Source organism: Collinsella sp. AF05-9 (assembly GCF_003465595.1).
GTDB lineage: Bacteria > Actinomycetota > Coriobacteriia > Coriobacteriales > Coriobacteriaceae > Collinsella.
On sequence record NZ_QSBB01000015.1, the window covers coordinates 1 to 12,093 of the forward strand.

A 12,093-nucleotide genomic window follows, 5' to 3' on the forward strand; every position below is an offset into this window, starting at 1 on the left:
TGACCTTCTGGTCATGCCGCCGAAGTTGAAAGGCAGATTGCCGCTCTGGCGGGTTTGCAGCGTCGAGCCGTTACGCGGTTTCGTAAAACCGCGTAACTAAAAGGCCGCGGCCGGAAATCCCGGCTGCGGCCTTATTGCACTTGTGAGGTCAACTCGCTCGTTAGACCAACTTAAAGCCCTTGCGCTTGCCCACGGAGAGGGTGTCGCCCAGCTTGAGGGCGCTCGGATCGATGTTGTAGCTCTTGGGAGCCACAGCCTTGCCGTTGATCTTGACGCCGCCGCCGTCGATGTCGCGGCGGGCCTGACCGGCGCTGGCCGAAAGGCCCAGGTCCTTGAGCAGGCCAGCGAGGTAAATCTGGCCCTCGTCGTTGACGGTCAGCTCAACGTGCTTATCGGGGAAGTCGGCAAGCTGGCCCTCCTTGAACACACGGTCGAACTCGGCCTGAGCCTCGTCGCCGGCGCCAGCACCGTGGTAGGTGTCGCACAGGTCGCGGCCTAGAGCGCGCTTGAGCTCGTAGGGGTCGGCGGAGCCATCGGCCAGGGCGGCATCGATCTTGTCGACCTCGGCCGGGGTGAGCGAACTGGCCAGACGATAGTACTTGCCAATCATCTCGTCGGGGATGGACATGGTCTTGCCGAACATATCCTTGGGAGCATCGGTCAGGCCGATGTAGTTACCGTAGGACTTGGACATCTTACGGACGCCGTCGGTGCCCTCGAGCAGCGGCATGGTGAGCGCGATCTGCGGTTCCATGCCCATCTTCTCCATGAGCTCGCGGCCGGCGAGCAGGTTAAAGAGCTGGTCGGTGCCGCCCATCTCGACGTCGGCCTTGATCTGCACGGAGTCGAAGGCCTGCATCACAGGGTACAGGAACTCGTGCAGGGCAATCGGCGTCTGGGACTGGTAGCGCTTGGTAAAGTCGTCGCGCTCGAGGATGCGGGCGACGGTGAACTTGGAGCACACCTGCAGCAGGCCGGCCAGGTCCATCGAAAGGATCCAGTCGCCGTTGTGCACGATGGTGGTCTTCTCGGGGTCCAGGATCTTCATGGCCTGGCTCACGTAGGTCTCGGCGTTGGCCTCGATCTGCTCCTGCGAAAGCTGCGGGCGGGTGGAGTTCTTGCCCGAGGGGTCGCCGATCAGCGCAGTGCCGTTGCCGATGATAAGGGTGACGTTGTGGCCCAGGTCCTGGAACTGACGCATCTTGCGCAGGGGCACGGCATGGCCCAGGTGCAGGTCGGGGCTGGTGGGATCGACGCCGAGCTTGATGTTGAGGGGCTCGCCCTTCTCAAGCTTCTTGCGAAGGTCGGCCTCGGGGACGATCTGCGCTGCACCCGAGGTGATGATACGCATTTGCTCGTCAACAGACAGCATTGGGTATCCTCCTTTTGCTATAGCACCCTCACCGGATACGGCGGTGCTGGAAGTTCATAAACCCACTAATAATAACCAAAACAGCGCGACGCGGCACCTACGACAGGAAAATCCTCGTCCTGCCGCACGCGTCGATAACGACCGGCAAACGCGTGCCGTCACGTTCGACCAAAAAGCGCGCCTGCTGACGGCGCGAGCAGTCACGGCAACGGACCTGCCCCGTTGCATCCGTGGCGCAGGCGCCCTCGGCAGTCAGCAAGCAGTGCTCGCACACCATGAGCTCGGGACGGTCGGCATCGACAGGCCCCAAGACACCGGGGCAAGCGGCAAGCTCGGCAACACGCTCCGCATCATTGCCGAGCAACTCGGCCGACAAGCACACCCGCCCCGCACCGAGTCCGCGCAGCCAGGTAAGCGTGGCCCGATTGGCACAGAACACCGGCGCCGCCACGTCAAACGTTGTGCCCAGCTCGCGGGCCATCGCCACTTGTCCCAGATTGCGGCAGACGACGCGCCCGGCACGCTGCATAAGCGCCCGAGTCCGCTCGGCGTCGCCCGCGCGGCACACTTCGTCGAGCACCACCGTTGTATCGGACAGATCTCGCTCATCGCGCGGACCCACATCCATCAGCTCCCAGGCAAAGACCATACGAGCAAAATCCTCGCGCTTTGCCGGCCCCGCCGACCCCACCAACTCCGTCGACGCACCGCCATCCACCGCAGCGTCCTCAAAGGGCAGCACCTCAACGGCACGCGCAACGGGCGCAATCGCATCCGCCTCGGCCCGCATGCGCTCCAACACCGCCGCCGTCTGATCCAACACGCCGGCGCTGCGAATCAGATAGACCTCGCAGCCCGCGTCCACCTTACGTTTGCAATGCACGACGATGCGCTCTCCCGCAGCGGCATCCACGGGGCAAGGCACCTGTGGCCAGCGCTTGGGCACATCGGGACGCGCGTCGGCACCCGGGTAAAATCGGATTTCGAGCGTATCGCCCGCCGCCACGGCGGCATCGAGCTCAACGGTCACCTCTTCGTGGCCCACAGCGACCAAGCGCCCCACGCGCACGCCCTGGTTAATTGCACGCTCAAAGCTCATCAGCTCGGCACCCGAACGCCCTCGCAGGTACGCATCGGTAAACCCACGGTTAAACGACCTTCCCAGCTCGCGCTCAAGCTCTTCCACGGTACCGGGGTCCCACGCGCCGTCGCGCAGCATATCGAGCGCCCGGCGCCACGCCCGCACCACGTTGAATACGTAATCGGGGTTCTTCATGCGCCCCTCGATCTTGAGCGACGCAACGCCAGCATCTACAAGCTCGGGCAGATGCGCAATACCCAGATAGTCATGCGGACACAGCAGACGATCTCCCTCGACGGCGACAACGCTCTGTCCCGCCTCGTCCACTAGGTCGTACGCCAGACGGCACGGCTGCGTGCAGTCGCCGCGCATCGCCGATCGTCCACGCCGCAGGGCCGAGAACTCGCACGCCCCCGAATAGCCGATGCAAATCGCACCGTGGCAGAATACCTCGATGGGCACGCCCGTGGCACAGAGCGCCGCAATCTCGTCGACCGTCAGCTCGCGTGCCGTCGTCACGCGCTCGACCCCCAGCTCATCGGCGGCAAGCCGCACGGCACCCTCGCTATGAGCGCCCGCCTGCGTGGACAGGTGAATCTCGACCCCGGGAATCGCCGCGCGCAGCGCGCAGGCCAACCCGGCATCGGCGACAATCAGAGCATCGGCGTCCAGCTCCAGTGCATGAGCTCCCAACGCCACCGCGTCGGACAACTCATCGTCAAACACGAACACGTTGAGCGTTACGTACACACGCACGCCATGGGCATGCGCCACGGCGCAGCCGCGCGCAAACTCGTCATCCGTAAAGCCGTGGGCGCTCACACGGGCGTTAAAGCCGCCCAACCCCGCATAGATGGCATCGGTACCCGCGGCGATAGCCGCAAGCATCTGGTCGAGTCCGCCCGCCGGCGCCAGCAGCTCGGGCAGCGCCGCACTGACGACATCCAATCCAGTCTCGCATTGTCCGCTCGGCCCCATCGCCCGAATCGCCATCGACAAACTCCTTACCAAGGTATGCATTCACTCTGAAAAATGCCGTCTTCCAGCATACACGAGGCCTCGCGCGCCCCGTTTGGTTTATCGTGTAATAACTTATGTCCATCCTGCCCCGACGGCACATCCACCGTCCGGCACGACATACCTGGAGGTCAATATATGGGTCCTCGCCAACGACAGGGACACAGCCGTTCAAAGACGCACGCCCTGCCCATAATCCTGCTCTCGTTTTTGGGCTTTCTGCTGATTGCGGGCGTGGCGTTTGGCATCGGCATGGTCGGCAACGTCAACCGCTGGCTGTCCGATCTGCCCGACTACACCGACGCCAACGCGTATCTGGTGAGCGAGCCCACCGAGATCGTCGACTGCAACGGCAACAAGATCGCGAGCTTCTACACGCAAAACCGCAAATCCATCACCAAGGACGAGGTCTCCCCCTACGTGCTGCAGGGCACCGTTGACGTCGAGGACGAGCGCTTCTACGAGCACGGCGGTATCGACCTGTGGGGTATCGCGCGTGCTGCGGTGGCAACCCTCGGCGGCGGGCACGAAGGCGCCTCGACTATCACCCAGCAGCTGGTGCGCAACACCATCCTGCAGGAGGAGCAGTTCGACTCGACCATTGAGCGTAAGGTGCGCGAGGCCTACATCGCCATCAAGATGGAGGACATGTACTCCAAAGACGAGATCCTCATGATGTACCTCAACACCATCTATTACGGCCACGGCGCCTACGGCATCGAGGCCGCAGCCGAGACCTATCTGTCCAAGAGCGCCGCCGACCTCACCCTCAGCGAGGCCGCGCTGCTCATCGGCCTTCCCAACTCGCCTTCGCAGTACGACCCCACGGTCAACCCCGATCTGGCACTGTCTCGCCGCAACAAGGTTCTCGACAACATGCTGCGCCTGGGCCACATCACCCAGGAGGAGCACGATGCCGCACAGGCCGAGCCCATCACCCTCAACGTGACCGAAATCTCGGGCAGCGGCGTCGACGTATACTCGCAGCCCTACTTTGTCTCCTACGTCAAGCAGCTACTGGAGCAGGAGTTCTCGACCGACGTGCTCTTTAAGGGCGGCCTGACCGTCAAGACCACCATCGACCCCACGATGCAGCAGGTGGCAGAGAATGCCGTCCGCGAGCAGCTCGACACGCTCTCGCTTGACGGCCTGGACATGGGCATGGTCGTCGTCGACCCCAAGACCGGCTACATCAAGTGCATGGTGGGCGGCTACGACTACAACGCCGACGAGAACCACGTAAACCATGCCACGGCCAAGCGTCCCGTCGGCTCCACCTTTAAGGCCTTTACGCTGGCAACTGCCATCCAAAACGGCATGAACCCCAACGTCACCCTCAACTGCAACTCGCCGCTCAAGGCCAAGGGCACCACAACCGAGGTACAAAACTACGCCAACCAGAGCTATGGCAACATCACTCTTAAGCAGGCGACGGCATACTCCTCCAACACCGGCTACATCCAGGTGGCGGAAGCCGTCGGCAACAGCAAGATCATCTCGCTCGTCAAAAAGCTCGGCATCGACCCCGCCAAGGACAACATCGAGGACGTTCCCGTCATGACGCTCGGCACCGGCTCGATCTCGCCACTCGAGATGGCCGCCGCCTACGCGACGTTTGCCAACGGCGGCTACTATCGCCAGCCGATCGCCATCACCGAGATTGATTCTCGTACCGGTTCGGTGCTGTACCAGCACACCGACAATCCCTCACAGGTGCTTACCGAGGGCGAGGCCGCCGCGGTCACCGATGTTCTGTCCGGCGTCATGAAGGGCAGCGGTACGGGTGCTGCCGGCGCCCTGAGTGTCAACCAGCCCTATGCCGGCAAGACGGGCACCACCGACAACACCACCAACCTGTGGTTCTGCGGCTATACCCCGCAGCTGGCGTGCGCCCTGTGGACCGGCTATTCCGCGGGCGAGATCCCCATCCAAAAGTACGGCACGGACCTGCTGGGCGACAGCACCAACCTGCCTGTCTTTAAGCGGTTTATGAACACCGTTCTGACCGGTACCGAGCGCGAGGAGTTTGCGACCGGAACGGCGCCCACCTACAAGAACAACAGCGTCTGGAAGTTCTACGGCACCAATAACACCAAGAAGTCGGAGAACGACGACAAGGACAAGGACGAAGAGGAAGAGGAAACCACCACAACGACTACCACGACGACCACGACCACCGAGACCACGGGCGGCGACACCACCGGCGGCACCGGTACGACCGGTGGCTCGACGGGCGGCTCCACTGGTGGTTCGACCGGCGGCGATGGCGGCACGCCTACGCCTACGCCCACTCCCACTCCCGACCCCTCGCCCACGCCTGACGATACGGTCGGCTAAGAAGTACGCGACTAAAGCCAACAAGGCCCCGAGCAGCTTATTGAACTGCTCGGGGCCTTTTAGTTTGAAGCGACCTGGTGGGCGGTCTTTATACCGGCAAACAAAAAGGGATACCGACCAACGTCGACACCCCTTACAAGCCACTATGTAAGCGCACGCAGTGCCGAGCGCACGACCCGCACGCCTACTTGCGAGAATTGCTCAGCTTATTGATCAGCGCCTCGAGACGCTCGCCGTCCTCGGCCGTCTGGGCAATAACCAAAATCGTATCGTTGCCGGCAAGCGAGCCAAGCACATCGGGCAACTCTGCCGCATCAACGGCGGCGGCGATGCCGGAAGCCGTGCCAGGCTGAGCCTTGATCATAACCAGATTATCGGTACGCAGAACGCCCGTTACGAGCTCGGAAACCATGCGCTGCAGGTGCAGGTCCTCTGCCAGAACATAGATGCCCTCAGGGAGCTTACGCAGCCCCATATCGGCAATATCGCGAGAGACAGTCGCCTGCGTGCAATCAAAGCCCATAGCACGGAGCTCATCGACCAGCACACGCTGCGTGCGGACGTCCTTATTGCGCACAATATCTCTAATGGCATCCTGGCGCCCATTGCGTTTTTTAGCCATACAAACCCTCACTCCAAAAGATGGCGGAGACAATCAATCAGTGATTGAATAGTTTAACGCTATTTGAAGGCTTTTGTGTATAAGAACGCATTTCGAAACAATTCTATGCAAGTTTGTTTCGTAATGAGCCGTTTAGGCGGTTTTTGCGCCCGTCCGGTTAAGAAAAGCTGCCAGATGCGTACACATCACGCAACGCGCGGGCTTGGCGCTAGCGATCGGCCCAAACAACAGACCGAGCCCCCGATGGTTATCCTTGAGCGCGGCGACCATCTGACGGGTTCGAGGCGCCTCGAGCATATCACGCATGCGGGCGGAACGCTCGATTGACGACACCCCATGCGGGCTCAGACACAAATTCTCGATGCAGGCGACCAGTCCGGCAAAGTAGAACTTTTGGCTTGCCAGCTTGAGCCGGCCACCGCTATCTGCTTCCGAGAGTGAGTCCGCAAGCTCGTCGAGTGCTCGGGTGTCATCGGATACCCTGGCATACATGGTGGGATCAAAGGCATCTGTAAGCTTAGGCGCCACCGCGTGGAAACAAGCGTCGCCGCATCCGGAGACGCGCTGCGCCTGCGAGAGCGCGCATGCCATAAACCCAACTGTGCGAAACGCCTTGTCGCACAAAAGGCATGCCTCAAACAGCGGACGGCTATACATCACGCCAGAGACTTGAGCAACCAAGCCGCCTAAAATCAACTGAGGCAGCCCGGCCACCATCGAAGACTTGTCTTCAATGACAATAGAGGCAGCATCCAAGACACGCGAATGGCGCTCTCGATGTGCATCATAGCGGTCGAGCGACACCGTGGGGAACACTATGTCTGCCGCAGTATCGCACGCGATATCGACCATCTTGGAAAGGGATTGCGGAGCAAACCACTCATCGGCGTTCATGGCGATGATTTGAGAGCCGCGCGAGGCAGCAAAACCGGCACGAAGACACGCGCCGCGCGTCGCGTCCTCGACGTCAATCAAATCAATATGGATGTCCCTGTCGGCAGCAACTTGAAGCGAATGGCGCACACCGGGCGCAGTATCGCGACAGACAACGACAATCTGCAAATCGTAGAGGTCTTGGTTCTGGATACTCTCGAGCGCACGCATCGCATAGCTGGGCGAACCTTCTACCACAAGGATCACCGAAAGTCGCGGATGCGAGCCACGTCGAACCAAATTATCCGTCCTCTCGACAGCAATGAATCAAACCGTGGTTCATGGTACACCCCGGCAATAAAAGCAATGAGACACCGGTTGCATTGCACGCCAAGAACAGATGTTGCACACGCGCAGCCCACAGATGACAGGTGTCGACGCACGACACGTCGAGCCCTCCCCTAGTCGAGCACGACAAGCTCGGCGGGATCGTAATCCACGCCCATAAACGTAAGGCCGCAGGCAGGAGCCGTGGGGCCCGCAGCGGTACGGTCGCAAGCATCGATAACCTCGCGCATCCACTCGGGTTCACGGCGATGCATGCCAATCTCGACAAGCGTGCCCACGATCGTACGGACCATCGAATGCAGAAACGCATTGCCCTCGATGGTGAACGTCAGGATGTCCTCGCCAAACGCAACCTCATGGCCAAATTCGGCACGCATCACGCAGCGATGCGTGGGCTTGCCAACGGCCGAGGCAACCTTGCAAAAGCTCTTAAAGTCCTGCTCGCCCAAAAGCGCAGGGCAGGCGGCCGCCATCGCATCGACGTCGAGGGGATAGCGATGCCACCACACCGCACCGCGCGAGAGCACGGGGCGCGCATCGCGATCGGCAATACGGTACGTATACGTACGGGACCGCGCGTCAAAGCGGGCAGAAAAGCCCCTACGGGCCTTGTAGACCTCGTTTATGGCGATATCTTTGGGCAGGAGGGCATCCATAGCCCTCAGCCACCTACGGCGCGTACAAGCGAGCTCAGCGTCCGTTACGGGCACGCTAATGTACTGGGCCACCGCATGCACGCCGGCATCGGTACGACCCGCACACGTCAGATCGATCGGGCGGCGCAGCAGCGTCTCGATAGCGCGGCGTAACTCGCCCGCAACGGTCGTCTGGCCCGGCTGCTCGGCAAATCCGCTATAGGACGAGCCATCATAGGCAACACGGAATACAAGCGTGGCATCGAGCTCAGGAATCGAATTGAAATCAGACGGCGCGGTCATGGGCGCTCCCAACAAACAATCAACGGTATCGCGACAAAAAAAGAGGGGTACGCGAACGTACCCCTCGAATATAGCCTATGCAGACGGATTGTCTACTCAGCGGTCTCCTCAGCAGGAGCCTCCTCGACGGCCTCGACCTTCTTGGGAGCAGCGGCCTTCTTGGGGGCCGGAGCAGCCTTCTTGGCCTTAGGCGTGCAAGGCTCGGTGACGAGCTCCATGATAACGATAGGAGCGTTGTCGCCCTTACGATTGCCGAGCTTCATGATGCGGGTGTAACCGCCGTTGCGGTCCTGCCACATGCCCTGGGCAGCCTTGTCGAAGATCTCGGCAACGAGCTGCTTATCGCCGAGCTTGGCGATGGCCAGACGACGAGAGTGCAGGTCGCCCTTCTTGGCCCAGGTGATGATCGGATCGACGACCGAACGCAGCGCCTTAGCGCGGGTCTCGGTGGTCTTGATGCGGTCGTTCTCGAAGAGGGCCTTGGCCAGGCTCTTCTTCATGGCCTTGGTGTGGCTCGCATCGGTGCCGAGCTTCAGGCCCTTCTTAACGTTGTGACGCATGGTCTAGTTTCTCCTCAAATATGCGAAGCATTAAGCCTTCAGGCTCAGGCCCATGGACTCAAGCTTGTCCTTCACTTCCTCGATCGACTTAACACCGAAGTTACGGATGTTAAGCAGATCGTTCTCCGAGAACTCAACGAGCTGACGGACCGAGTGAATGCTGGCGCGCTTAAGGCAATTGTAGGAACGGACGGAAAGGTCCAGATCCTCGATCTGCTTGTCCAGCTCGGCGTTGTCGTTGGTGACCTCGGGAGCGAAGATCGAAGCCTCCTCCTCGACCTCGGGGGTCTCGGCAAGGTTCATAAAGGCAGCCATATGCTGGTTGATGATATTGGCAGCCTGGACCACGGCGTCGCGCGGAGCGATGGAGCCGTTGGTCTCGATCTCGAGGACAAGGCGGTCGTAGTCGGTGTGCTGACCGACACGGCAAGCCTCAACGAGCTTGGCGCAACGGGACACCGGCGAGTACAGCGAGTCGACGTGGATCACACCGATGGGATCGTTGTCGCGCTTGTTAGCCTCGCCAGAGACATAGCCGCGGCCATAGCCGATGCGCATGCTCATGGTGAGATGGCCACCCTCGGTAAGCGTAGCGATGTGCTGCTCGGGGTTGACCAGCTCAAACTCGGACGGAATAAAGAAGTCCGCACCGGTGACCTCGCAGGGGCCGTCAACAGAAATGGTGGCGGTCGCCTCGTCGGTCGCGCCGAGAGCCCTGAAGACAAGACCCTTGACATTCAGGACGATGTCGGTGACATCCTCGACCATGTTAGGGATGGTCATGAACTCGTGCTGTGCACCATCGATCTGAATAGCCTCGACGGCGGCACCCTCGAGCGAGGACAGAAGTACGCGGCGAAGGGAGTTACCCAGCGTATCGCCGTAGCCACGCTCGAGCGGCTCGACGGAGACACGAGCAGACGTCTCGTTGATCTCTTCGACCTGAACCTGAGGCCTAATGAATTCTGACATGTATTACCTCCAGCCTCAGCAGCCCGGATGGACTACTTAGAGTAGAGCTCGACGATGAGCTGCTCGTTGATATCACCGCTGATCTGCTCACGCGTCGGCAGAGCGAGCACGTTACCAGACAGCTTCTCGATATCGACCTCGAGCCAGCCAGGGACCTCAAAGCGCTCGGAGGAAATCAGGGCCTCCTTGATGGGGAGGAGGTCACGGAACTTCTCGCCGACAGCGACGACGTCGCCGGCCTTGACGCGGTAGGACGGGATGTCCACGCGCTTGCCGTTCACGGTGAAGTGACCGTGACGGACGGACTGACGAGCCTCTTTGCGGGTGCGGGCGAAGCCAAGACGGAAGACGACGTTGTCGAGGCGAGACTCAAGGATGATCATGAGGTTCTCACCGGTGACACCGTTCATCTTGCGGGCCTTGTTGAAGTAGCCGTGGAACTGCTTCTCCAGAACGCCATAGATGAACTTGACCTTCTGCTTCTCGCGCAGCTGCATGCCGTACTCAGATTCCTTGCGACGGCGCTTGGGCTGACGGATAGATTCCTTCTTGCTGCTGTAACCGAGCTCAGCGGGATCGATCCCGAGCTGACGGCAGCGCTTAAGAACAGGAGTCCTGTCGATTGCCATATTGATACGATCCTTTCAGTTACACGCGGCGACGCTTCTTGGGGCGGCAGCCGTTGTGCGGAATGGGGGTCTTGTCCTGGATGCTCGAGACCTCGAGGCCAGCAGCCTGGAGGGAGCGGATGGCGGTCTCACGACCGGAGCCGGGGCCCTTGACGAAGACGGAAACCTTCTTCATACCGTGCTCCATGGCCTGCTTGGCAGCAGCCTCGGCAGCCATCTGGGCAGCGAACGGCGTGGACTTACGGGAGCCCTTGAAGCCCACCTGGCCAGCCGACTTCCAGGAAATGACGTTGCCCTGGGGATCGGTGATCGAAACGATCGTGTTGTTAAACGTAGAACGAATGTGAGCCTGGCCCACGGAAATGTTCTTACGGTCCGCGCGCTTCAGACGGGCAGCGCGAACGTTCTTCTTAGCAGTAGCCATCTATCTAGCGCTCCTTATTTCTTCTTCTTAGCACCGATCTGACGCTTCGGGCCCTTGCGGGTACGAGCGTTAGTGTGGGTGCGCTGGCCGCGGACCGGGAGGCCCTTGCGGTGACGAAGGCCGCGGTTGCAGCCGATGTCCATAAGGCGCTTGACGTTCTGGTTGCGCTCACGGCGGAGGTCGCCCTCAACCATGATCTGGTTCTTATCGATATAATCGCGGATGGCGTTAACCTCATCCTCGGTGAGGTCCTTAACGCGCGTATCCACGTTAACGTTGCACTCGACGCAGATCTTCGTCGCAGTGGTGCGGCCGATGCCGTAAATGTAGGTCAGACCGATCTCAACGCGCTTCTCACGCGGGAGGTCGACACCATTAATACGGGCCAACGTAGTCTCCTCTCTTAACCCTGACGCTGCTTATGACGGGGGTTCTCGCAAATGACGAGGACCTTGCCATGGCGCCTAATGATTTTGCACTTATCGCACATCTTCTTGACCGAAGGACGTACCTTCATCGTTCTTCCTTTCGGTAGCGCTCAAACTACTTCCCTACTATCTACTCGCCCAGCCGCAGGCGTTTAAAACTATGGCTGGTCTTCACACACAATCCGACCGTAGGTTGAGCTAAGCCTGCAGTCGGAAATGGAGTGCGTGTATGCGTGCCGCTATTTGTAGCGATAGGTGATGCGGCCGCGGGTCAGGTCGTACGGGGAAAGCTCCACGACAACCCTGTCACCGGGGAGAATACGGATGTAATTCATTCGGATCTTGCCAGAAATGTTGCATAGAACCGAATGACCGTTCTCGAGCTCGACCTTAAACATGGCGTTGGGCAGCGGTTCCTTTACCGTACCCTCGAGCTCAATTGCGTCTTCCTTCTTCACAAGCAATCATCTTTCTCTAGAAAACGACAGCGAT

At 60.4% G+C, this 12,093-nt stretch carries 13 protein-coding genes; 1 reads left to right on the forward strand and 12 read right to left on the reverse strand.

Annotated features, from left to right (window positions below; all coding sequences use genetic code 11):
- Positions 1–160 precede the first annotated feature (160 nt).
- The gene (tyrS, locus tag DWV43_RS05805; RefSeq protein WP_117817315.1) at positions 161–1,372 is read right to left on the reverse strand and encodes a tyrosine--tRNA ligase; all 1,212 of its coding nucleotides are present in this window, start codon (positions 1,370–1,372) and stop codon (positions 161–163) included.
- Between the two features lie 97 nt (positions 1,373–1,469).
- On the reverse strand, positions 1,470–3,446 hold the full coding sequence (locus tag DWV43_RS05810; protein ID WP_158569835.1) for a U32 family peptidase: 1,977 nt from the start codon (positions 3,444–3,446) through the stop codon (positions 1,470–1,472).
- 162 nt (positions 3,447–3,608) lie between these two features.
- On the opposite strand from DWV43_RS05810, the gene DWV43_RS05815 reads away from it, so the two are divergent.
- Positions 3,609–5,807, forward strand: coding sequence for a transglycosylase domain-containing protein (locus tag DWV43_RS05815; RefSeq protein ID WP_117817317.1), 2,199 nt, complete (start codon positions 3,609–3,611; stop codon positions 5,805–5,807).
- A 184-nt stretch (positions 5,808–5,991) separates the two neighbouring features.
- Here the strand turns inward: DWV43_RS05815 and DWV43_RS05820 are convergent, their stop codons facing one another.
- The 10 genes from DWV43_RS05820 to infA form a co-directional block, all read right to left on the reverse strand.
- The gene (locus DWV43_RS05820; RefSeq protein ID WP_006235280.1) at positions 5,992–6,429 is read right to left on the reverse strand and encodes an arginine repressor; all 438 of its coding nucleotides are present in this window, start codon (positions 6,427–6,429) and stop codon (positions 5,992–5,994) included.
- Between the two features lie 132 nt (positions 6,430–6,561).
- Entirely contained in the window at positions 6,562–7,560 is a 999-nt protein-coding gene (locus DWV43_RS05825) for a glycosyltransferase (protein ID WP_147344016.1), read from the reverse strand.
- Between the two features lie 203 nt (positions 7,561–7,763).
- Positions 7,764–8,588: a tRNA pseudouridine(38-40) synthase TruA gene (gene truA / locus DWV43_RS05830; protein WP_117817318.1), complete on the reverse strand. Its 825-nt coding sequence runs from the start codon at positions 8,586–8,588 to the stop codon at positions 7,764–7,766.
- A 92-nt stretch (positions 8,589–8,680) separates the two neighbouring features.
- Positions 8,681–9,148 carry a 50S ribosomal protein L17 gene (gene rplQ / locus DWV43_RS05835; RefSeq protein ID WP_006235277.1) on the reverse strand — a complete coding sequence of 156 codons (468 nt, stop codon included), beginning with the start codon at positions 9,146–9,148 and terminating at the stop codon, positions 8,681–8,683.
- A 30-nt stretch (positions 9,149–9,178) separates the two neighbouring features.
- A complete protein-coding gene (locus tag DWV43_RS05840; RefSeq protein ID WP_117817319.1) occupies positions 9,179–10,120 on the reverse strand; it encodes a DNA-directed RNA polymerase subunit alpha in 942 nt (313 codons plus the stop codon).
- A gap of 32 nt (positions 10,121–10,152) precedes the next feature.
- Positions 10,153–10,749 carry a 30S ribosomal protein S4 gene (gene rpsD, locus DWV43_RS05845; protein ID WP_006235275.1) on the reverse strand — a complete coding sequence of 199 codons (597 nt, stop codon included), beginning with the start codon at positions 10,747–10,749 and terminating at the stop codon, positions 10,153–10,155.
- A gap of 19 nt (positions 10,750–10,768) precedes the next feature.
- Complete coding sequence (rpsK, locus tag DWV43_RS05850) at positions 10,769–11,173, reverse strand: 30S ribosomal protein S11 (RefSeq protein WP_006235274.1); 405 nt, start codon at positions 11,171–11,173, stop codon at positions 10,769–10,771.
- 14 nt (positions 11,174–11,187) lie between these two features.
- Positions 11,188–11,562: a 30S ribosomal protein S13 gene (gene rpsM, locus DWV43_RS05855; protein ID WP_022094275.1), complete on the reverse strand. Its 375-nt coding sequence runs from the start codon at positions 11,560–11,562 to the stop codon at positions 11,188–11,190.
- A 14-nt stretch (positions 11,563–11,576) separates the two neighbouring features.
- A complete protein-coding gene (gene rpmJ, locus DWV43_RS05860) occupies positions 11,577–11,690 on the reverse strand; it encodes a 50S ribosomal protein L36 (protein WP_006363204.1) in 114 nt (37 codons plus the stop codon).
- 150 nt (positions 11,691–11,840) lie between these two features.
- Positions 11,841–12,059: a translation initiation factor IF-1 gene (gene infA / locus DWV43_RS05865; protein ID WP_035137443.1), complete on the reverse strand. Its 219-nt coding sequence runs from the start codon at positions 12,057–12,059 to the stop codon at positions 11,841–11,843.
- Between the last annotated feature and the right edge of the window lie 34 nt (positions 12,060–12,093).

What these genes read in the sequence shown, in the direction of transcription:
- tyrS (WP_117817315.1), bottom strand. Translation starts at nt 1,372, where the DNA reads ATGCTGTCTGTTGACGAGCAAATGCGTATCATCACCTCGGGTGCAGCG.
- DWV43_RS05810 (WP_158569835.1), bottom strand. Translation starts at nt 3,446, where the DNA reads ATGGCGATTCGGGCGATGGGGCCGAGCGGACAATGCGAGACTGGATTG.
- DWV43_RS05815 (WP_117817317.1), top strand. Translation starts at nt 3,609, where the DNA reads ATGGGTCCTCGCCAACGACAGGGACACAGCCGTTCAAAGACGCACGCC.
- DWV43_RS05820 (WP_006235280.1), bottom strand. Translation starts at nt 6,429, where the DNA reads ATGGCTAAAAAACGCAATGGGCGCCAGGATGCCATTAGAGATATTGTG.
- truA (WP_117817318.1), bottom strand. Translation starts at nt 8,588, where the DNA reads ATGACCGCGCCGTCTGATTTCAATTCGATTCCTGAGCTCGATGCCACG.
- rplQ (WP_006235277.1), bottom strand. Translation starts at nt 9,148, where the DNA reads ATGCGTCACAACGTTAAGAAGGGCCTGAAGCTCGGCACCGATGCGAGC.
- DWV43_RS05840 (WP_117817319.1), bottom strand. Translation starts at nt 10,120, where the DNA reads ATGTCAGAATTCATTAGGCCTCAGGTTCAGGTCGAAGAGATCAACGAG.
- rpsD (WP_006235275.1), bottom strand. Translation starts at nt 10,749, where the DNA reads ATGGCAATCGACAGGACTCCTGTTCTTAAGCGCTGCCGTCAGCTCGGG.
- rpsK (WP_006235274.1), bottom strand. Translation starts at nt 11,173, where the DNA reads ATGGCTACTGCTAAGAAGAACGTTCGCGCTGCCCGTCTGAAGCGCGCG.
- rpmJ (WP_006363204.1), bottom strand. Translation starts at nt 11,690, where the DNA reads ATGAAGGTACGTCCTTCGGTCAAGAAGATGTGCGATAAGTGCAAAATC.